Annotated in this window: 23 protein-coding genes; 6 read left to right on the top strand and 17 right to left on the bottom strand. The window is 34.1% G+C overall.

Annotation, left to right across the window (positions count from 1 at the left end):
• The first annotated feature begins 1 nt into the window (after position 1).
• The gene (locus NTZ27_02845; GenBank protein MCX6173672.1) at positions 2-1,315 is read left to right on the top strand and encodes a 4Fe-4S dicluster domain-containing protein; all 1,314 of its coding nucleotides are present in this window, start codon (positions 2-4) and stop codon (positions 1,313-1,315) included.
• Between the two features lie 59 nt (positions 1,316-1,374).
• Positions 1,375-1,926, top strand: a complete 552-nt coding sequence (locus tag NTZ27_02850) for a BMC domain-containing protein (GenBank protein ID MCX6173673.1) — start codon at positions 1,375-1,377, stop codon at positions 1,924-1,926.
• Between the two features lie 5 nt (positions 1,927-1,931).
• On the opposite strand, the gene NTZ27_02855 is transcribed toward NTZ27_02850, so the two are convergent.
• The 13 genes from NTZ27_02855 to NTZ27_02915 form a co-directional block, all read right to left on the bottom strand.
• Positions 1,932-2,747, bottom strand: a complete 816-nt coding sequence (locus NTZ27_02855; GenBank protein MCX6173674.1) for a hypothetical protein — start codon at positions 2,745-2,747, stop codon at positions 1,932-1,934.
• Between the two features lie 22 nt (positions 2,748-2,769).
• Entirely contained in the window at positions 2,770-3,153 is a 384-nt protein-coding gene (locus NTZ27_02860) for a hypothetical protein (protein MCX6173675.1), read from the bottom strand.
• A gap of 30 nt (positions 3,154-3,183) precedes the next feature.
• The gene (locus tag NTZ27_02865; protein ID MCX6173676.1) at positions 3,184-3,759 is read right to left on the bottom strand and encodes a YdeI/OmpD-associated family protein; all 576 of its coding nucleotides are present in this window, start codon (positions 3,757-3,759) and stop codon (positions 3,184-3,186) included.
• A 31-nt stretch (positions 3,760-3,790) separates the two neighbouring features.
• Positions 3,791-4,105 carry a hypothetical protein gene (locus NTZ27_02870; GenBank protein ID MCX6173677.1) on the bottom strand — a complete coding sequence of 105 codons (315 nt, stop codon included), beginning with the start codon at positions 4,103-4,105 and terminating at the stop codon, positions 3,791-3,793.
• 24 nt (positions 4,106-4,129) lie between these two features.
• Complete coding sequence (locus tag NTZ27_02875; protein MCX6173678.1) at positions 4,130-4,594, bottom strand: hypothetical protein; 465 nt, start codon at positions 4,592-4,594, stop codon at positions 4,130-4,132.
• 25 nt (positions 4,595-4,619) lie between these two features.
• Positions 4,620-5,018: a hypothetical protein gene (locus NTZ27_02880; GenBank protein MCX6173679.1), complete on the bottom strand. Its 399-nt coding sequence runs from the start codon at positions 5,016-5,018 to the stop codon at positions 4,620-4,622.
• Between the two features lie 42 nt (positions 5,019-5,060).
• Complete coding sequence (locus NTZ27_02885; GenBank protein MCX6173680.1) at positions 5,061-6,188, bottom strand: DUF2569 family protein; 1,128 nt, start codon at positions 6,186-6,188, stop codon at positions 5,061-5,063.
• Positions 6,189-6,355: 167 nt separating this feature from the next.
• Positions 6,356-6,799 (bottom strand): hypothetical protein, encoded by a 444-nt coding sequence (locus NTZ27_02890; protein MCX6173681.1) that lies wholly within the window; start codon positions 6,797-6,799, stop codon positions 6,356-6,358.
• 313 nt (positions 6,800-7,112) lie between these two features.
• Complete coding sequence (locus tag NTZ27_02895) at positions 7,113-7,562, bottom strand: hypothetical protein (protein MCX6173682.1); 450 nt, start codon at positions 7,560-7,562, stop codon at positions 7,113-7,115.
• A gap of 121 nt (positions 7,563-7,683) precedes the next feature.
• Positions 7,684-9,378 carry an ammonia-forming cytochrome c nitrite reductase subunit c552 gene (locus tag NTZ27_02900; protein ID MCX6173683.1) on the bottom strand — a complete coding sequence of 565 codons (1,695 nt, stop codon included), beginning with the start codon at positions 9,376-9,378 and terminating at the stop codon, positions 7,684-7,686.
• Positions 9,379-9,722: 344 nt separating this feature from the next.
• Positions 9,723-10,091: a DUF4260 domain-containing protein gene (locus NTZ27_02905; GenBank protein MCX6173684.1), complete on the bottom strand. Its 369-nt coding sequence runs from the start codon at positions 10,089-10,091 to the stop codon at positions 9,723-9,725.
• Positions 10,092-10,405: 314 nt separating this feature from the next.
• Positions 10,406-10,909, bottom strand: coding sequence for a hypothetical protein (locus NTZ27_02910; GenBank protein MCX6173685.1), 504 nt, complete (start codon positions 10,907-10,909; stop codon positions 10,406-10,408).
• Positions 10,910-11,084: 175 nt separating this feature from the next.
• Positions 11,085-11,537, bottom strand: coding sequence for a RidA family protein (locus tag NTZ27_02915; GenBank protein MCX6173686.1), 453 nt, complete (start codon positions 11,535-11,537; stop codon positions 11,085-11,087).
• A gap of 122 nt (positions 11,538-11,659) precedes the next feature.
• On the opposite strand from NTZ27_02915, the gene NTZ27_02920 reads away from it, so the two are divergent.
• Positions 11,660-12,460: an SDR family NAD(P)-dependent oxidoreductase gene (locus NTZ27_02920; GenBank protein ID MCX6173687.1), complete on the top strand. Its 801-nt coding sequence runs from the start codon at positions 11,660-11,662 to the stop codon at positions 12,458-12,460.
• Here NTZ27_02920 and NTZ27_02925 read toward each other — a convergent pair whose 3' ends face one another.
• Genes NTZ27_02925 through NTZ27_02935 form a run of 3 tightly spaced genes read right to left on the bottom strand, consistent with a single transcriptional unit; the run spans position 12,461 to position 18,791 of the window.
• The gene (locus tag NTZ27_02925) at positions 12,461-14,149 is read right to left on the bottom strand and encodes a hypothetical protein (GenBank protein MCX6173688.1); all 1,689 of its coding nucleotides are present in this window, start codon (positions 14,147-14,149) and stop codon (positions 12,461-12,463) included. It abuts the gene before it with no gap.
• On the bottom strand, positions 14,146-14,871 hold the full coding sequence (locus NTZ27_02930) for an ABC transporter ATP-binding protein (protein ID MCX6173689.1): 726 nt from the start codon (positions 14,869-14,871) through the stop codon (positions 14,146-14,148). Before NTZ27_02930 ends, NTZ27_02925 begins: the two co-directional genes overlap by 4 nt.
• Before the next feature lie 26 nt (positions 14,872-14,897).
• Complete coding sequence (locus NTZ27_02935; GenBank protein ID MCX6173690.1) at positions 14,898-18,791, bottom strand: AAA family ATPase; 3,894 nt, start codon at positions 18,789-18,791, stop codon at positions 14,898-14,900.
• A gap of 163 nt (positions 18,792-18,954) precedes the next feature.
• Between NTZ27_02935 and NTZ27_02940 the strand changes: the two genes are divergently transcribed.
• Together NTZ27_02940 and purE are read left to right on the top strand one after the other, a co-directional pair.
• Complete coding sequence (locus NTZ27_02940) at positions 18,955-19,602, top strand: DUF2807 domain-containing protein (GenBank protein MCX6173691.1); 648 nt, start codon at positions 18,955-18,957, stop codon at positions 19,600-19,602.
• Between the two features lie 124 nt (positions 19,603-19,726).
• The gene (gene purE, locus NTZ27_02945) at positions 19,727-20,215 is read left to right on the top strand and encodes a 5-(carboxyamino)imidazole ribonucleotide mutase (protein MCX6173692.1); all 489 of its coding nucleotides are present in this window, start codon (positions 19,727-19,729) and stop codon (positions 20,213-20,215) included.
• Between the two features lies 1 nt (position 20,216).
• On the opposite strand, the gene NTZ27_02950 is transcribed toward purE, so the two are convergent.
• Positions 20,217-21,233, bottom strand: a complete 1,017-nt coding sequence (locus NTZ27_02950; GenBank protein ID MCX6173693.1) for a cation diffusion facilitator family transporter — start codon at positions 21,231-21,233, stop codon at positions 20,217-20,219.
• Positions 21,234-21,486: 253 nt separating this feature from the next.
• Between NTZ27_02950 and NTZ27_02955 the strand changes: the two genes are divergently transcribed.
• A complete protein-coding gene (locus NTZ27_02955) occupies positions 21,487-21,834 on the top strand; it encodes an NAD(P)H-dependent oxidoreductase subunit E (protein ID MCX6173694.1) in 348 nt (115 codons plus the stop codon).
• Positions 21,835-21,890: the final 56 nt, after the last annotated feature.

Below are 21,890 nucleotides of genomic sequence, written 5' to 3' on the forward strand. Positions count from 1 at the left end.
AATGGATCTTGTAAAAAAAATATTTGATGCCGGCGTTGTAGGAGCTGGCGGAGCGGGATTTCCTACTCACATTAAAGCCAAATCAAAAGTTGAGTATGTTTTAGTAAACGGTGCGGAATGTGAACCGTTGATCCATAAAGATTATGAACTGATGAAAAATTTTGCACCGGATATTGTAAACGGTGTTGACTTAATGATAAAGCAAACATCTGCAAAAAAATCTTACTTCGGAATTAAAGCAAAAAATACTGCGGCAATTGAAGAAGTTGAGAAGAATTATAAAAACGGAAAAATTGATACTTGTCTGCTTGGTGATTTTTATCCAAGCGGTGATGAATATGAATTAGTTTATGCTGCAACAAAAAGATTAATTCCTCCTTACGGTTTACCGCTTGATATCGGTTGTGTTGTAAATAATGTTGAAACTTTTTATAACATATCACGTGCGATTGAGGATAAATCTGTAACACAAAAATTTGTTTGTATTGCGGGCTGCGTAAAAAATCCTTCATCGTTTTTTGTCCCGATCGGTACAACATTAAAAGAACTTATTGAACACGCCGGAGGAACAACAGTTTCCGATTACGGAGTTTTTGTAAGTGGAATTTTGATGGGCAAACTTACTTTTGATCTTTCTGAAGTTGTTACAAAGACAACTGCGGGAATAATTGTTCTACCTGCAGATCACTATCTGGTGAACCGAACAAAGAGATCTGCGGAATCTAAAAATAGAATCGGTAAATCAGCATGCGATCAATGCAGTTACTGTACGGAATTTTGTCCGCGCTACCTACTGGGTTATGATGTACAACCGCATAAGGTTATGCGTTCACTCGGTTTTTCTACTACCGGACAAGCTGTGTGGAATCAATATGCCGATCTTTGCTGTTCTTGTGGATTGTGTTCTTTGTATGCATGCCCAGAAGATTTATATCCGCGCGAAGCTTGTGATCAAGGAAAAGTTGAAAATAAGAAAAACGGTACAAGGTACGAACAGCAAAAGCCGGTTAAAGTTCATCCTATAAAAGAGGGAAGACGCGTTCCGTTAAAACAATTAATGAAAAGAATTGATGTGTTGAAATATGATGCACATACTCCGTACACAAAAAATTCACCTATTCCATCGCAGGTTAAAATTTTATTGAAACAGCATATGGGAGTTTCGGCTAAACCTGTTGTTAGACTTGGAGACGTTGTACATGAAGGAACATTGATAGGTGATATTGAAGAAGGCGTGCTCGGTGCAAAAGTTCACGCGTCTATATCCGGAAGAGTAACACATGTTTCTGATGAGTTTATAAGAATTGCAAAATAAATCATTGCGTTCTTTGCGTTTAAATCTTTAACGCAAAGATCGCAGAGGAAAATAAAATAATGGAAATGAATTCACTCGGTTTAATTGAAATGACAAGCATAGCAGCCGGTATGCAAGCGGCAGACATTATGCTTAAAACTTCACAAGTTGAATTGATCTTATCACGTACAATTTGTTCAGGTAAATATATTGTGCTCATAGGCGGAGAAGTAGCCGCTGTTCAATCTGCAGTTGATGCCGCTGCAAACCAAATTGATTTTGCCGTGATTGATACATTCGTTATTCCAAATGTTCATAAAGATATTTTTCCAGCTCTATCCGGACATTCCGATGTAAGTTTACTCGAAGCTTTAGGTATTATCGAATCATTTTCAGTTGCTTCACTAATAGAGGGCGCTGACGCCGCTGTTAAAGCTGCTAACGTAAGAATAATTGAGATCCGTCTTGCTATGGCTCTTGGCGGAAAAGCTTTCTGCACATTAACCGGAGAAGTTGCAGCTGTTACGAGCGCAGTTGATGCCGGGGCAAAAGTAATTGCTGATAAAGGATTGCTTGTAAATAAAATTGTAATCGCTCAACCGCGACCGGAACTACTGAGCGAGATGATTTAAAAGTATTATTCCAAAATTTCAAAATAAATTATTCCGTGGTCGGAATAACGCTTGATCCATTCATCTTTCTTTTCTACAGTTGATTCTTTTGGCCAGCCAAGCACAGTTACTTCAGCACCTGAGTACTTTTTAAATTTAAGATTATCTGAAACAACAACTTGATCTAAATTTGACGGCGGTGTTTTAGATTTACTTCCGTTCCACCAACTTGCCGGTTCATCTTTTTTTAGAATTCTCATTTTAACTTTTAGTGCTTCTTTCTCTGCAAGTTTTTTGATTTCAGTCTTTGCATTGATTGATTTCCCGTACGGATAATCCATTCCCATTGTATTTAGATCACCGAGAAAGAGATATTTGGAGTTCCACTTTGTAGAAGCGTTCTTATCAAGGACGGTTCTAAAACTGCATGCTCTTTTGAACATATCATCCCGCAATCCTAAACCTAAAGGATCATTTCCGCTTTTAGTATGTAGAAAAAGAAATGAATAATTTTCATTAGTTGCAGTTATAGTTAATAATGCACCCGGTCTTAAATATTGATTACCGGATTTGAATTCTAATTTCTGAGTGAAGAAAGACGAAAAATTATTTTTAGCACCGACCAATATTTCCTGAGTTTGCGGTCCTTCCGTTATGTGAAAACTATAATCAGGCATTTTGGAAGTTAGTGCACCAAACACTTCTTTGCCTTCAACTTCGTAGAGAGCAAATACATCAGGATTAAGATTTTTAATCTGTGTTGTAACATCTTCAACACGTTTTTCTACTTCACCTTTGAAATGTTCAACATTCCACGATAAAACAGAAAATAATTTTGCCATTTTCCACCCCTTGTTATTTTGTTTATGAAATTAATTTATAGAACAAGTAGGGAGCTATTCCTATCCAAATAAGAATTAGTATCCACACCCGACCTTTAAATATATTATAGTCGCGTAATATTATCTCCCACGAATTTTTAAATATGTAATGACCGGCAAGAAATTCAAATGCTTCTGTTAAGCAAAGCCACATTAATCCAATAAGAAGAGCTTGATTTGATGATTCAATTTTCCAGTAATTAAAGATAACCCAGAAATAAATTCCGAAAATAATAATGCCGGTTACAGTTGATATTTGATGCGCTAACAGATCGCCTAATGATTTCTTATAAACTCCTTCACGTACCGACCCATTAATAATTGCAATTATTACAAGCGGAAACCAAAGTAAGAAATAAACTAACATTGCACTCTCCATTTTATTTATAATTTATAATTATTTATTTCTTCTTAACGGTGCAATCTTTTGCTCTTGTGCAGAATCGCTTATCAAAATATTTAATCTTCTTAAACGTGTATCTTCAAGCTTAGCGCTCATTACCCAATGGATAGCTGGTTTTTGGTAAGAGGGGACTTGACTGGAAAAAGATTTCCAGGCTTTTTTATTCTTCTTAAAAAGGGTTTCATAATTCTCATCAAACTTTACGACTCTCTGTTCGAATGAATAAATTATAGATTTGCTTTGATCGAGTTTTTTGAATGCAGCAATTCCAGCAGGCTTCATCAACCCGAGTTTAGTAAGATTTTCTACCTTCTTGATATTTACTGCACTCCAAATGCTCTTAGGATTGCGGGGAGTGAATCGAATTGAATAACTGATCTCATCAATTGATCTTCTAATACCGTCAATCCAACCGAAGCATATAGCTTCATCTACAGATTGAGGCCAAGTTATACTTTCTCTTCCGGAATCTTTTTTGTAAAAACCAATTAGAAGTTCTTTCTCCTTCTTGTGATTCTTTCCAAACCACTTTCTAAGATCAGTTTGCTTTGCGAAAAAGATTGGTCTCATAATCTTAATAATTGATTCGAAATTCTTTTTGTCAAACTTCTTTTAGGAATAATTTATGAATTAGTGAACCGGCGTATGAGCCGATGAATGCAATTATCAAAGCTAGTATAGCCGTGTAGTTCTTGAAAAATAAAACATTATATAACGGAATCCACAAACCTACTGTTAATGCCCAAACCCAAGGATGGTTACGCATGATAAATCCAAAGAAGGCACTTACACTAAATATAGCAACGGCAGTTATACCGGTATCATCCCAATTAGGACGTGAATCAATCCAGGTGATAAGAAGACCAAGAGAGATGGAAATAACTAAGGAGATCAAAAATTTATAATTTGATTTCATAAAATACTTTTACATAGTTAATAATTATTTAAAAGTCATGATCATTAATCTTGTTTTTTTACTTGCTTGAGCAAATGTAACAACCGATCCGCCAACTCCGCTCCAGGAATAAGCTGTTATACCAAAAAGGCTTTTTTGTGAAATGGATTGTCCGTACTTTTTTATAAGCACTCCGTTTAAGATATTAAATAATTTCTGTGCATCTTCTTCTGTTTCTTTAGCATTGAAGATCCCTTTGCTAACGGGTTTACCGTCTTTCTTGAACATAAAATTAATTCTAATCGATATCGGTTCGAGCCATTCATAATAAGTTATTATATTAAAAGTACCGTCTAAATTTTCTCCATATTTTTTATCTGCAAGCAGTTCTTTAACTTCAGAAAAAGTTTTATTCAGAGGTTCATCCAAAAATGTTTCAATCGAAAATTGAGCACAAAGTTTAAAATATCCCAATATCAAGAGCAGAGAAATAAGTTTAAGAGTTTTCATACTAATTCCATATTTAATTCACTGTCTACCAATCTTTGATAGCTATTCTTAGAACAAAGCAATAAAAATAAAATAATGCTAGAGGAATCAGCTCGATTACAAATTTGTAAGTTGAATCAATATTCAGAAATAATGTGCCGGAAGCAGGAATAATTACCAGCAAAAAGAAAAATATTATCCATCCAAAACGTCTTTCTTCGAACAATACTTTTAGCATAAATGGAGTAAATATGAATGCGGCTATTATCATCAGAATTAATGCAAGGTTCCAGAACCAGCTTAAGAGCATTAGCATAATTGTGGATAGTTCGTAATCCAGCCATTGCTGAAGTCTGCGTATATTATAATTTTTTGATATTTCAATTTCCATAACAAAAATAATCTGTTCTAAATATTCAAGGTTGATTCCTTGATTGAATCTCAACTACTCTCGTCAAGGAGTGGTCCTTGACAACCAGTGAAATATTTAACCAACTTTATTAACTGGAACTCCTTTCTGTTTTAAGAAGAAATAAATACTGAAATAAAATATTGTTCCTTCAACCATACCTTGAATAATACTTATCGGTAAAAATGAAATAGAAAAATGATTACCGGAGTATTGAAGGATGTTTAATATTTCACCAATAAGTCCATCAACTAAATTGCCAATCGGGACCCAAAGAATAAAAGCCCACCATTTAAATCCCCAAGTCCTCATAGCTAAACTAAGAGAGAGCACAAGGAAAAATGACCAAGTAAAATTGAATAATAAACCAGCAGATGTATTGCTGAGAATTAATCGGAATAACAATGAAAGAATTGATGTCCCAAATCCCATTGCAACGGCAACAAGCCAATCATTGCGTAGTGTATGCAATAAAAAAATCAACAGAACGGAATATAAAATTGCAAGAGGTATTCTAAAAGCAAAGAAAAATGAAGCCGTCGGAAATTGTAAAGTGTAGCCCTCCCATAATGCGTAATAGATTCCGTATAAAAACCATGAGATTACTAATGTCAAAAATAGCCCAAGTCCAACATAATAATTAATACCAAGTTTTTGTTTATTGAAAAGGGAAGTAAGAGTTTTGCCGATTTCAAGTGAAGAATCTACTTGAACCTCTGCTATTTTAGGATATGTTGCTTGTACTCTTTTGGAACGGAAGAAATAAGTCTGCCAAATTGAATTAAGTAATATTGCAGAAAAAATTCCTCTGATTATTTCGCCTTCTTCATTTATAACATAATATCCGCTTGGCGCTTCGAGACCGGTAATGGCAACAATAATACTTCCGATCAAATACGTGATCATATAAATACGAGCAGCCCATACAGCATAAATGTTTCGGACAGTTATTAACATTATAGCCGTTATAAGAGCGAACAAACCAAGCAAGGATGCAACATACGGATTTGATACCAGCATATTTCCACCGCTCAAAAAAGAAGTAGAACCGGTTTGTGCAACAGTTATAAAATTTATCACGGCGCTGACAAAAGTTCCGATTATAAATAGAAGAAGCCATCCGCCGATTCCTTTCAAAGGTGGAAGTGGAGGAACAGGTGGGATCGTACTTTTTTCGTTTTCTAAATTCTCATTGATGTCGGTCATCTTTATTTCTCCTAAATAATTTGAAAATTAATTATTCAAACATTCCAGACAGTAAAGATCCACACACAGAAAAAATTTATATTACTCTAATTAAGGAGCTCTTTTTGACGACCGAACAGTAAGAGATGATAGACGAACAAAAACTACTACAATATAAATTTTGTAAACTATTTTTTCTTTTTCGTGAATTTGGTTAGATCCTTAATTAGAATTTTCTGAATACCATTTTTATTTTCCATAATAATTACTAAAGTTGTACCTGAATGTTCCTTCTCTTCACCGAACACACCGGTGACCTCATTTTGATATATTGTAGATAATACTTTTGGAAATCCTAGGGAAACAAAAGATCCATCCTTTAAAAATTCAATTTGCATACCTCTACTTTTAGTATAAAGCTTTGACATAGCATAAGATATTAGTTCTCCTTCATCGGGTGCTGTTTTATCCTTAAAAGCCATAAGAAGTAGGGGACGTGGTGAAGCTAGCGTATCAATAAGTATTCCTTGTTCATCAATACTTTTTATGACCTTTCCGGAAATTAAATAGTAGTTAGCTGTATAATGAGCTACTGAATCAACTTTTTTTACTAGCGGAACTCTTATAATCAAATTACTCTTAATAGTTCCTTCAACAATTTTTCCGGACTTTAATTTTACTTTGGATATAATTTGAAGTGAATCCGGAAACGTAGCTGCATGAGTATTGTAAACAAAAAAAGAAGAACAGTAAAAAGTAAAATATATTTCGATGGGATTTTATTAATAATATTTGTTCCGTTTATGAATATTAAATAATCTCTAATGCTTAAATTATTTTTCATTTTATTACCTCATTAGAAATTAAAAATGTATTTAACCATCAATTACCACATTCTAAATATAAACTTTCCGCTCCTTCAATTATTCGAAATTAGGAAAAAAATTATAACGGCTTATTGCCTTCACTCTCAGAATCAAATAGCTTTTGGAATAATTTCTTCTCTAACAAATTCTTTTTGATCAATATCAGTATTGATAGAATAAGGGCAAGCAAACTTGCGATAGAGAATATCCACAATCCGGTTCCGGCTATATAATTAGGTTCTTTACCCAAAAAATTATACAGTAAAAGGGAATAGATACCGGAAAAAGCGCATATCAATGAAAAGATAAGTGTGAGTATTCTCCATGCTATGTGTTTATTAGCAAGTGAAATACTAACTATAAAAAGAAGTGTACACAAAATTGACAAAGAATCGAACGCGTAATTTTTAATCCCAAGAAAATAACTTATCCGAGTCAAGTATAAATTTTCTTGCCCGGTGTAGATTTCCCACGGTATAAAGACCGAGACGAGCATAATAATTCCGAAAAAAATACCAATCGCTTTCATAAAATCCTCCAGCTTTAGTAATTATTCTTTTTTATATCGATCTCAAATAATAATTCATCACCTTCTTAATCGTTCCGTATCGAAGATGCGGTCGGTTTAAAAACGTGTTAGGTATATAGTTTTATTTTATTAGCAACATCTTTTTATTAATTGCCGAATTACCTAATTGTAATTTGTAGAAATAAACACCGCTTGATAATTTACTACCATCAAATTCTGCTTGATAATTACCTGGCTGTTTTTCTGCATTTACTAATGTTGAAATTTCTTTTCCAAGTGTATCATAAATTTTTAATGTAACAATACCGGTTTTAGGAATTGAATATTCGATGTTAGTAATGGGGTTAAAGGGATTGGGATAATTTTGAGACAGACTGAATACTAACGGTTTCATTGGTTCTTCAATTGCAACACCGGTTATAATATTGTTGGCTTTATTAATTGCACTGTTAAGCAATAGATTGGTATAAAAATGATTATGAACTCCACCGCTCTCATCAGATTCTGCATATGTCATATTAAATATGGCGTCTTCGAGAGATTTAATTTTTACCAAGTCTGTACTGCCGGTCAACATGGATTGTGCAACAGCAACTTTCGCCTGCGCTAAGGAATCCAATGATTGGAATTCGTCTTTCCATTTTGTTACAAAAGTCATTGAAGCAGCTGCTGACGTTGTTGCATGGCAATTAGTACATGATGAAACAACGCTTCCATCCGGTTCTTTAATAAATACTGACCAGCTATGTCCTTTGTAATTTTTAGAATTCGTTCCATCGGCGTCTGTTTTATACATATGACAGTCCACGCAACTTGTGTTCATTGAAAGCAAATCTGGAATCCCCTTACCTCCAGTGCCGGATTCAATATTGTAACTCAAATGGTTTGTATCTGGAAAGCGTAAGTCACCATGACATTGTCCGCACAATTCGTTGGATGAGTTCATTACTTGATAAGATTTTGTTGATGAATTGAAATAAGAAATTGCGTTTGGATTGTGAGGATCGTGGCAAGTTATGCAACTTACATTCGGCCAATTCAGAGTATCGGCAGGTGCTGTTGCCGATGTGAAACTTCCACTTGAATTAGAAAAGAAATTTCCAAGCGCTTGAGCTTCTGTAATTCCTCCTTTTAAATTAACGGAAGTTGGGGCATGACATGCAATACAATCTTCACCAGAAATAACTTGATCGGGAGTTTCTCCTGCGTGACTTGAGGCTAATTCTGAAGCGACATCGGCTTGACCTTTATGACCGTGTTTGCTCAATTGCCAAGCATTGTAAATACTGTGATCGGTTTCGACAAACTTCAAATTACCATGACATTGCCCGCATAGTTCGTTGGAAGTACGAACGGCATCGTACGTAAGAGTCTTAGAGTTGAATGCGCTAATACCGACAGGATGATTAGCCTGAGGGTTATGACATGACTCGCAAGAAACGTGAAGCCAATCCGAAGAATTATTTGCGACTGTTAAGGCGGTATACTTTCCGTTCACAGAAGAAAAAAAGTAACCCATCGCTTGGATTTCGGTCATCCCGCCTTTTATGGTAACGGATTTAGGCGAATGGCATGACAGGCAGTCTTCGGCTTGAGAGCCAGCTATGACAGAATCGGGCGCTTGCCCAACCCAATTAGCAGCTAATTCATTTGCGACATCATATTGAGTATTTGCGTGTTTGCTCAAAATCCAATGGTTGTACTCTTTGCTATGACAAGTTTGACAAGTAGATTGTTGACCAAAGATTAAATGATTAGAGAATGCTGAAATTAAGAGAGCTGCTAAAGTGATAAAGTGTTGTAATCTATTTTTCATAAGAACCTCTATATGGTTGATCAATCCTTGCATATAATTCATCGTAGATCTCAAAAATTCACAGATACAGTTTATATGAAATAATCTTATCTGCGATTAAAAATTGAATAAGAAGACTTTGTAAGAATAATTAAGAAAAGTGAAAAAAATTTCATTTTTGTTTTTCTTTGTGTTGTTAAAAATATTTTATTAAATATTTTTTCTAATCACATTTTTAAGAACAGCAAACTTTGTAAAGCTAAACCCAGAAAAACTTCACTAAGACCTCATCAACAGATGAGGTCAGGCTGAGACGCTGGTTGTGTGCTGGCTTTTATTCATATTTGATAAACAATTACGGCAATTTAATTTTTCATCTTCACATTAGTTTCGATTTCAGTTAAATGCGTATGCTTGAAGTTGTCTAGATATTTAAAACCATAATCAAATACCCTATCTATAGTTGAATGTGCAAATAAAATAATGCCTATTAATTGAGTTGTCTGAGAGTATATTATTGCTCCAATAATATATAAGGAAATTGAAATAGCCCGATGATGAACAATGTTGTAAGCTATTGCCCCAATTCTAGTGTTGAAAATATAACCAATCATTCCTATATCTGGAATTAATAACAGTGCTGGAAACCACCACCACGATATTTCTAGTTTTGAAAAAAGATAAATAGAAAGTATGAATAAAAATAATTCTTCCATTTTTAGTAAATATTTCATTTAGACCTCTTGACTCACATCATTATAATAATCTGTGTTTTTAAAATAAGTCTACTTACGCATATAATCAAATTCAAGATCTTATAACACTTTTGTTAGCACATAACGGCGTTGCAACTAAAGCGCCGCCAATAACAACGATGCCACAATTGCAAACGACTTTATTATTTTTAAATCAATTCTTTTCTGCAAATCAACTTTGAATAAAAAACAACCTTTAAAATACAAAACCCAATAACATTATCAAAAGACTGCATCTTAGATGCGGTCGCTTTGAGTTGCTGGTTATGTTACCTTTCTTTACAATGAGAATATTATTCTATTTTAATATCGTCAAACCAAACTTTACCGCCATTATTTACCGGAGCTGAAATACCAGCTCTTATGGTAACTGTTGCCGTACCTTCCGGTACTATAAAATCAGTTTTAACTAAAGTCCAGTCCTTATTACCTTTAATTGGATACTCTTTTTGTGTTGTAAAAAACCCTTTCATATTATTACTCTCGTCCCAGCACTGAACCAGGATAGACGGAGGTCTCTTAAGATTTTCTGTTTTTATCCAGCCGCTAATTGAATATTTTTTGCCAATTTCAAAATTTTCGAAATTACGTGTCCAATTGTAATATACTTCATCTTGAGGATGTGTTGAATCGATTGTAATTGAAACAGAATATGAACCACTATGATGTTCTGTTGAATCCCAAGCAAAAACAACAAAATCTTTTGTTTGTGGGACACGAGTTGCGAACCAGCTAACGGGTTCATTTTTAAATAAAGATTTGATTTCAAATCCACCATTAAAATTCTTTTGACCCATTGTAACTTCGGATCCAAATAACATTAGAATAATTATTAAAAATAACTGGAAGCATATAAACCGTGATAAAACACTATTCCCCTTTAACATAATATTCTCCTTTTTTTGGTAACATAACTATTAATTAACCCGCCAACGGATATGATGGCGAGGAATGTTATCACCAACCACTAACTCATTTCACTGCAATGCACTCAATTTCAATCAGTACATCTTTAGGGAGACGAGCAACTTGCATAGTAGAACGTGCGGGTTTGTGAGTTCCAAACTCCTCTGCATATAGAGTGTTCATCTTTGCAAAGTCGTTAAGGTCTTTCATAAAAACTGTACACTTAACAACATTGCTTAGAGTTAGGTTTTCAGCTTTCAACACAGCGCGGATGTTTTTAAAAACTTGCTTTGTCTGTGTTTCTATATCTTTACCAACTATTTGCATTGTAGCGGGATCGAGAGCAATTTGTCCCGAACAGAAAACTAAGTTGCCTACAGATATTGCTTGAGAGTAAGGACCGATAGCGGCGGGTGCTTCCGGTGTAGTTATAATCTTGATTGGCGATTCGGTTTTGGTTTGTGCGGCGAGTGTGATTGCGAGAAGGAAGAAAAGAAAGTAAAAATTAGTCTTATTCATGTTCCCCTTGAAAATTTCTAATTCAATATGCCGAGGATTTGTTAATTTATCAATAAGAAAAAATAATAGAACGCGGATGTCGCAGGTTACGTGGATTAACACTGATCAAAATGGGTACAAAAATGACACTTAAAGAAAAATACGGCAGCTGGGCATTAGTTACCGGTGCATCATCGGGAATCGGGGAAGAGTTTGCAAGACGGCTTGCATCAGAAAATCTAAATTTAATTTTAGCCGCACGCAGAATAGAAAGATTAGAAAAACTTTCTAAAGAGTTGATTGAAAAACATAATATCAAAGTTGTAATAGCTCCCGTTGATCTTTCAAAAAAGAAGTTTATGGATGAGCTGAAAGAGTATGTCGGCAAAAGGGAAGTCGGGCTTCTTGTAAACAATGCCGGTTTCGGTTACAACGGAGAATTTGTTGAAGCTGATCCGGAAATATTTAGAAAGATGATAAAAGTAAACTGCATTGCATCAACCGAAATAGCGCATTATTTCGGAGCGCAAATGGCTAAGAGAAAAAAAGGCGCAATAATATTTTTAGGAAGTCTCGTCGGTTATAATCCAACACCATTAACAACAGTTTACTCTGCTACTAAAGCATTCAATCTTTTTATGGGTGAAGCGCTCTGGTATGAATTGAAAAAAAATAATGTTGATGTTCTCGCTCTTAATCCCGGTGGAACTGCTACTGAGTTTCAGCAAGTTGCCGGAACTTCTGCAGGTCCTGTTGCAAGAAGTGTTGAAGAAGTTGTGAACACTGCGATGAAAAAACTTGGCAAGAGACCGAGCGTTGTGGACGGATTTTTCAATAAAGTTCTTACAGTTATACCTAGGTTTATTACAAGAAGATTAACATTGATGCTCGCCGGATATATGAGGAAGAAATTATACTCAGCCTCATCAATTAATCCCAAATGATTAGAAATCCTTTTGAAGTGAGCTGTAAGCAATCTTGAGATAAGTATAAATGATAATGATGGAAATTATAATAATTGGAATTAATGCTTGGAAAAAAACAGTAAGATCGAAATATTCCTTGATCATTATCGAAAGGAATAATTGGCTGACCGGTTTGAACAACATAACGATAAGAAAGAGCATGTAAACTATATCCGTTAAGAAAGAAAGTGTTGCCCCTTGTGATGAAGAAAGTCTGATTGCATTCTTTTCTTTATAGTTTGAAAAGATTCCACCCATTCCAAAGTTGATCGAAATTATTGCTGCCGACGCAAACAAAGTAACAGTTAACGAAAAGATCGTAAGAAGAAATCCAAACTTGTAGTTTGAAAAGAGACTTAATCCGGCGCCGATAATCAAAATGATCGAGCTTAAGACGATCAGTTTATTCTTGATAAAACTATTAACCTCTACAGGTGCTGATTTTAATTTCCAGTATGCCAATCCTTCTAAACTTATCAGCGGAAAGATAAATCTTAATGACAGAGTAGAAATAAAAAAAAGATTAAAAAGAAAAACAGAGAGATAAATAATCGTCTGCAGATAAAAATTACCAAATCCAACGAACTTCATTCCCGAGACACTTAGAATAAAAATCACTATTAAGAATAAAAGTACAATCGAATGAATAACCTGACTCGGTTCACGGAGGAAAAGAAGAAGATCGCGTTTGATAATTGATTCTGTCTGACTTTTTAGAATAGAAATCTTTTCGAATGCAAAAAACGGTTTTGATATTTTACGGTTTGCATTTTGATCCGATGTAATCTTGGAATTAAGGAGCCATGTTTTAAAATACAATTTATGTCCAAGGTAGAGAGCTATCGAGAAAAGTAAAAGCGAAAGAACGATCTGCATGTAAGTAAATCCAATTAGACCGGAGATATCATTTTTAATAATCCGGTATGCAGATTGAGAAAGCCAATTGTTCGGCAGCCATTTTACTATTGGTGGTAAAAATTCGTCGAAGTAAGTATCGCGGTCGTAGAATGGGTAATGTTTCATGATAGAACTTACAAGCGATAAAGGAGAATTAATTTTGAAGAAGAGAACAATTATCATAAAGTAAGAAACACCAAGTGCCGCAAAAACTTTTCTCATGCTGAATCTATTTGCGAAGCGGATTATTATCAACAGAATAATCACACCTAATGAACCGGCACTAAACATGAACGGGAAAAAATTTAAGAGGAGTAATAAAAAACCGATTGCATTTATTTTAAAATAAACAACGTACCCCGCAAGCATAGAGAGTAGAACCATTATAAGTGTTGATGAGCTGTAGAAAAAATTATCCAAAAATTTTAAGAAGAATATTTTAGAAGGTAAAATCGGTTTTGTTAAAAGAAAATTAACTTCATCTGATTTATAAAGAGTAGAATAAGAAACTATAATGTTGCCGAGATTCACTGACATAAAAAAGATAAAAAATATCATCGAAATAAATTCGTGAAGAAGAAATAGACCGACATTTATATCAACAAGAAGGAAGCGAATTAAATTTTGTGAAAAGAAAAATGCACCGACAGCAAAAGCAAAGTAGATTAGACCGCTTCCAATGTTCTTAACCAAATAACCGAATGTAAAACGTGATTCGAGACGGATGTAAGAGATCAGTTTGAATTTAAGTATGTGAATTATCTGTTTCATTCTTCATTTGTCAACTGAATAAATAGTTCTTCAAGATTATCATCTTTTCCCTTTTTCAAATTATGTAGTTTATCTATCGTGTCGCTGAAAATTATATCTCCCTTATTTATGATACTAACATGAGTGCAGATCTCTTCAACAACATTTAAACTGTGAGTGGACATAAAAATTGTAATACCGTTTCTTGATTTCTCTTCAAATAATCTTTTAACAAGAAAAGCGCTTTGCGGGTCTAACCCGATCATCGGTTCATCAACGATGATAAAATCCGGATTGTGCAGAAAAGCAGAAGCAATAACAATTCTCTGCCGCATTCCTTGCGAGTATTCTTCCGTTCGCTTGTCTATCCAACTACCAATCTTAAGCGATTCTATTTGTTCATCAATCTTTGTTTTTAAAACATCTTTCGTAAGATTATATAAACCTCCGCAGAAGTAGAGATACTCGCGCCCGGTAAGTTTATCATAGACAAACGGTTGATCGGGTATATAACCGATTTTCATTTTCACTTCAATCGGTTTTTGCCAAACGTCTGTGCTGTCTAAAAAAATATTTCCGGAAGTTGGAGATAGTAATCCTACAATCATTTTTATTGTAGTAGTTTTGCCTGCGCCGTTCGGTCCAAGAAATCCGAATAACTCACCTTTGTTTATTTTTAAGTTAATCTTATTAACAGCTACAAAATTGCCGAATTTCTTTTCAAGATTTTTTAATTCTAACATAGATCCTTTGAGAAGTAAGTGGGGAATTAAATTTTAATTTTTTGAACGTCTTCCAATGTGATTGTAATGAGATCAACATCTTTCTGGTCGTAAATGTTGAAAATCCTTTCTTCTTGATTAGTAATAGCAGAGTAAAGAATATTTCTTGCAGTTATACCGTTTTGAAATCCGTTGTTTTCTTTTTCTACAAGAGAAGAAAAGATATCCAGCAATTCCTGTAGAGCGCCTTCATCAAGTATGTAACCGTTTTTCTCTGCTAATGAAGAACAGATTGCAAGAAGCTGACGCGGAGAATAATCTTCAAAATAAAATATGTTTGGGAAATGCTTGGCAATTTCTTTATTCGTCTTCATCAATAAATTCATCTTGCTCTTAATTCCGGTAAGAATAACAACAAGTTTGCCTTTGTATTCTTCCGCTCTCTTAAGAATTGTTTCAATTGCTTCATGCCCGTATGTATCATCATTCGAGAAAAAAGTATGAACATCTTTGATGAAAAGAATTCCGCCGATTGCTTGAGAAATTATCTTTTCTGTGTTGATAGCTGTCTGTCCTTGATAACCGGCAACAAGATCGGAACGGTCTATTTCAATGATGTTACCTTTGGAAAGTATTCCAAGTTCTTTATAAATCTTACTTAATATTTTAACTATAGTAGATTTTCCCGTACCGGGATTACCAATAAATATTGAGTGCAGATTTCGATCAACTGATTGAAGTCCGCGCTCTTTTTTTAATTGAGATATTTTAGAAAAACTGATCAGTTTATAAATATCTTGTTTAACATTTACAAGTCCGATAAGTTGATTTAGTTCATCAATATTTTCTTGAAGTCTAAGAGGATCGCCTTTCACTTCGAACTGCTTTGCTTCAATATCACGGTTAAGCACTTCATTGATATCGCTAAGTTCGCAAGTATTCATTATTACTTCGGTTCTTTCAACAACAGGAAGTCCGGAAATTCGCAGAAGCATTTTTTGTTTAACTGATTCTAAAATATTTCTAACTATTCTCGCATTACCGAATTTTTTATCACGGTTCTTATATATTTCTTCAAAATATTTTTGAAGTTTATCTTCCGCATCTTTAGTAAATTTTTTCTTTTCACGCTCAAAACTTCTGCGGACAATCTCCATTAATTCGGCGGGGGAGTAATCTTCGAAAGTAAATGATTTGCTGAATCTTGATTTAATCCCTGGATTACTTGCAATAAAACTATTCATTTCATCAGTATAGCCGGCGGCAATTACTGCAAATTTACCACGGTCGTCTTCCATTCGTTTAAGCAGAATATCAATAGCTTCTTTTCCAAAATCATTTCCACTATCATTCTTTTTAGCCAGAGCATAAGCCTCATCTATAAATAACATTCCGCCAAGCGCTTTATCAATTAGGCTAGTTGTTTTTTCTGCTGTCTGTCCAACATAACCGGCTACTAATCCTTGCCGGTCGGTTTCAACGAGGTGTCCTTTAGGTAAAATTCCAAGTGCTGAGTAGATACGACCGAATATTCTTGCAACAGTAGTTTTACCAGTGCCGGGATTTCCTAAGAATAATAAATGTTCATTCAATGTCTTTCGAATATCTTCGCCCTGCTCGCTGAAATAACGGGCAAGTTTAACCATATCTTCAACTTCTTTTTTAAGGGAGGTTAAACCAACCAAATTTTCCAATTCTTTTAATGCATCACTTAGCGCTTCTTCGTTGATCGGAATCTTAATTTCTTTTGACAGAGATTTTTTAAGTGTAGCATTAATTACTTCTCCGGTAATTGTAGTTAGAATTTCTTTAGAACGTTTTTCTTCAGGCAGTTGTAGATAAAATTTACTTAAGTTGAGCTTAGATTCATCAAATAATCTTTTTACCAATCTAACATTGCCGAAAGTTTTATCCCTCTTGCGGTAGAGTGCAATAAATTCTTTTTTAAGAAGTTCTTCAGCCTCGGCAGTTATGATATAATCTTCATTGTGAAGAAGCTGTCTTAATATTGTAATAAGTTCGTCGGGTGAGTAATCTTCAAAAACAAAAGTTTGTGCAAAACGTGATTTAAGTCCCGGGTTTGAATTTAAGAAGGATTCCATCTCTTCGGGATATCCGGCAACTATAACAACAAATTCACCTTTTCGATCTTCCATGCGCTTGAGAAGAATATCAATTGCTTCTTGACCAAAATCCTGAGCACCGCCTTTTTTTACAAGAGTATAAGCTTCATCAATAAATAATACTCCGCCCATCGAATCGTTGATTATTTTTTCTGTTTTCTGAGCAGTTTCACCGATATACTGCCCGACAAGACCTGAGCGGTCAACTTCAATTATATGTCCGCTTGGTAAAATACCCATCGCGTAAAAAATATCACCTAATAGACGGGCAATAGTAGTTTTGCCGGTTCCCGGGTTACCGAGGAACACAGCATTGATTGCTATTTTATCTTCGGCTTTAAGTCCTAATCGTTTTCGTTCTTTCAAAAATTCGAGATATGATATAAAACTTTTAACGGATTCTTTAATTGATGAAAGCCCGGTGAATGAATCGAGATTTGCGATCAATTCATTTAGAGGTTTTACAGAACGCTGTTCTTTAACCGGCTGAATATGATCTTCATCTTTTTTCTTTTCTTGTTTCAATGGTTGCGAGATAGCTTTTTCATCTTCTACAACAGTTTCACCAGCTATATAAAAATTCTTAGTACACACTTTAAAATTATTAATGTAGATCTCAACTTTAGCTTGCCCGTTTTTCCATAACCCTTGATCTTCTGATCCCCATACTTGAATAAAGATTGCAGAATCCCATTCTTTCTTAACATTAAGTTGAAAATTATTTCTTCCTATTTCGAAATCATTTAAATACCAGACAGCAGAACAGTTGAATAATTTATCTGCATCAACATAGAACGGGTTATTAAAAATTACTTCTGCAGCGATTTTCAAAATAGAACGGGAAAAACTTTTGCAATAAATTCTGTGGCCGTGTTTTTTCTCTTCATCAACATCAAAAACCTTGATTGAAATAATTTCGATGTTATCATCCGGGTAAAGTACTGAATCAGTTCTGTAGTTTGATGCTGGTAAAGAAGTTGTAGTCTTTTTTATTTCATTTCTGCTATGTTCAATTGTTTTTCTTTTTTCAACAACTCTGCTAACTTCATTCTCCAATTCCATATGATCGTACTTTTTAAGAGCATTGTATATAATCAAAAAACGATCGTTCTTTTTAAATTTACTTTCCAGTAGGTTTGCTTTTTTTAATGCCGGTTTAATCTGGAAAAGATAGAGCATAGATTCTAGTTCGATTAATTCAGCTTCATCGTTTTTATTTTTTTCAAGGATTTTTCTTGAAGTAATAAGTGAGAACCAATACTCTTTAGCTTTTAGCGCTTTATTAGCATCGTGTAATATTCGTTCAATATTTTTTGAATTTATTTGTGTTTTACTCTTCAGAATTTCTTGAGCTTTCAAAATCCAATTGTTTAATTCTTTCCAATTAGGATTTTGACCGTTATCAATTACTAAAGCAAGATCAAGTGTTTTTTTTGCTTCACCAAATTTGCACAATCCGGCAAATGATTTTGCTTTATTAAGATAAGTCCATGCTAAAATTTCTTTCTGTTCTTCAATCGAATGATCAATATCAGCAATAGCACCTTCAAAAATGCTCATTCGATAAAGAAGGTAAGCTCTATAAACTCTTGCTTTAACTGAATCGTTTTTCAACTCAACAGCAAGATTAGCATATTCCATTGCTTTAGTTGGATTGCCGTTTTCGAGTAGAGCCCATGCAAGACAAATAGTTGCTTCGCTATCATCGGGGCGGGCAAGATATACTTTCTCTGCAGTTGTTAATGCTAGGCGGAATCTACCGTTCCATAAGTGATCGTAAGCTTCAGCTTGTAACGTATTTAATTCATCATCAAACAATATTAATCTCTAACTTTTGTGATGAAATCTATATTTCTAAAAATCAATATAAGAACTTAGATGGATTAACTAAAGAACTATCACATATTGAAAAATCGCTTATAAATAAATTTAGAACTATTTTTAGCTATATCCGTCTAAAGCAACAAAGCTTGGAGGCAGTATGAAAACAAAAATAACGCTTATAATTTCATTGGTTGCATTTATTGTAAGCGGCTGCGGTTTTTGGGGTGTTAGAGGAAATGGACGAGTAAAGGATCAGTCACGTGCGATTATGGAATTTGATAAGATTGATGCAGGAGGCGCATTTACATTAAAAATTAAAGTAGGTCCATCACCTTCGTTAAAAATAACTGCCGAAGAAAATTTAATTAATTATATCCGGACTAATGTAAAAGGGAATACTCTAGTAATTGATACTAAGAAAAATATTTCTCCGCGTAAAGAAATTTATATTGAAATCACTACACCATCTTTAAGAGCTATTGATGCATCTGGTGCAAACAATATTACAGTTTACGGAATCGCTGGTTCTGATTTCGAAGTTGATGTAAGCGGTGCTGGAAATGTAGATCTAAGCGGGGAAGTAGATCGGTTTAGAGCTGATCTTTCCGGTGCGGGAAGTATTAATGCAAGAGAATTAAAAGCCAAAGATGTTAGAGTTTCTGTAAGCGGAGCGGCTAGCGCTGATGTTTATGCAAAAGATTATCTTGATGCTTCGGTTTCTGGAGTTGGTTCTATTAGTTACTACGGCGATCCGGCTAAAATCAGAACTGATGTTTCAGGAGTTGGTTCTATTACAAGAAAATAAAATTAGGATAACTCTAAAAAAGCGGAATTAGTTTTACTGATTCCGCTTTTTTATTTATTATTTTACAATCAGAGATTATCTTTGAAATAGGTTTTGAATTAAATAAAATATTTTTGGAAGGAAAATGAATAAAGTACAAGTCGCAATATTGATGGGAAGTGATTCAGATTATCCGGTTATGCAAAAATCTGAGGAAGTTCTTAAAGAATTTAATATTAGTTATGTAACCAGAGTATTATCAGCACATAGAACACCTAAGCAAACAATTCAATTCATTTCTTCTGCTGAAAAGAGAGGTGCTAAAGTTTTTATAGCGGGTGCGGGCGGAGCGGCACATTTGGCAGGTGTTGTAGCTTCTTACACAGTGAAACCTGTAATTGGTGTACCGATAATGAGTAAATCAATGAACGGATTGGATTCATTACTATCGATCGTACAAATGCCTCCCGGAGTTCCGGTTGCTACTGTGGCAATAGATGGATCTAAGAATGCGGCTTTACTTGCAATCCAAATTCTTGCTATATCCAATAAAGATATCTCGAAAAGATTTTCCGTTTATAAAAAGAAGTTGGAAAAAGAAGTCCTAAAAAAAAATAAGTTGCTTAATAGATAAATTAAGATTTAGCAAGCATTTTTCCGTGAGCAATATATACGGGGTCGCCGATCATTAAAGAAGTACTCCAATTATAATCAATAGACTTTTCTTCTTTCCTTACATCGCATTTTTGGTAATTACAAAACTTACATACTTTATCGTTACAATAATCCATATGTATCCTTACACTGCAGTTAGGAAATACTTCTAACAATTTCTTTTCTATGTAATTTTCTTCTAAATGTGATTCCTTAATTGTAAAGTAGTAGGGTAATAAAAAATGAAAATCAATAACTACCATATCTCCGGATTTCCAAAACCTTAAATGATGAATATCAATCCAAAAATCTTTACGAATGTTTCTTAGTTTTTCGCTAATTACTTCCAGCATTTGTTTATCAGTTTCATTCATTAATCCGCCAATGGACTCTCGAATTAATTTATATCCAGTAACTAAAATATTTAGAGCTACAAGAATTGCAATCAATGGATCCAGTAAAAGAAACCCGGTTACCAAAACCAATATTAAACCAATAACAACTCCTATACTTGTGTAGGAGTCGGTTAGAACATGTTTTCCATCTGCAATAAGTGTTAGTGAATTTGTGGCTTTACCTTTTTTAACAAGATAAAGACCTAAAAAAAGATTGACTATTCCGGCAAAAGCAATAATTATTGTACCTATGTCGAGACTTTTTGTCGTTACGCCATGGATCAAATCCTCTACAGCAAAATAGATAATTGTAAAAGCTGCTATGATAATTAAAAGTCCCTCAATTCCGGCTGAGAAAAATTCAACATTACCGTGTCCGTAAAGATGTGATTCATCTGCTGGCTTTGAGCTTAAATAAATACTATAAAGAGCCATTGTTGTAGCCACAACATGAACAACCGATTCTGCTGCATCTGAGAAAATCGCACTAGAACCGGTTAAAAGATAAGCAGAGATTTTAGAAGCGAACATTCCCACTCCCACAATTAATGAAAGCCAGGCTGCTCGCTGTTTATCCGATAACATATTTGTTGAGGTATCCATTTATCAATCTAAAATAATTCATTTATAAATTAGAAAAATTTGATCAAGAAAAGAAACAAATGATTCTATTTCTGGCTTTCTTATTCATTTTAGATAATTAAATTTCGAAAACAAAAGAAAATCGTTCTCATACTTAGGAAATGAGACTACTTCTCTTGGTAAAATAACCATTTATTAAAATGAATCATTAGAACGGGTTGATGGCATATTATATGCTCTCTGAAAAGTGAAGATTACTAATTAAGAGAAAAAGATGAACAAACATTTTATTAATGAAGAAGCAAACATAGAGGTAAGTGATCTATTCAGAAAAAATATAATAAGAGTTTGCCGCGGTACAATTTGCCACATTAAAAATTCTGCTAATATTCTTAAAACACTTGAAAACGAATTGAATAAAAGAGCAGGTGAAACAAACGAAGATAATAATTTTGAAATCGAAATTGTTTCTTGCATTAATGCATGCAGTATATCACCGGTTATAAGTATTAATGATGATTTTTACGGAAGAATAACTATAAATGAAATACCAAAAATATTAGATAAATATAAGAAAGAAGAAATAGTTAATTACAGTATTGAACAAAATGTGAGTGTTTAATGAATTCTTCAGATCATAAACGAGAAGACATACACATTAGTAACATTCAATATTTT

This window comes from Ignavibacteriales bacterium (assembly GCA_026390775.1).
Taxonomy (GTDB): domain Bacteria; phylum Bacteroidota; class Ignavibacteria; order Ignavibacteriales; family Melioribacteraceae; genus Fen-1258.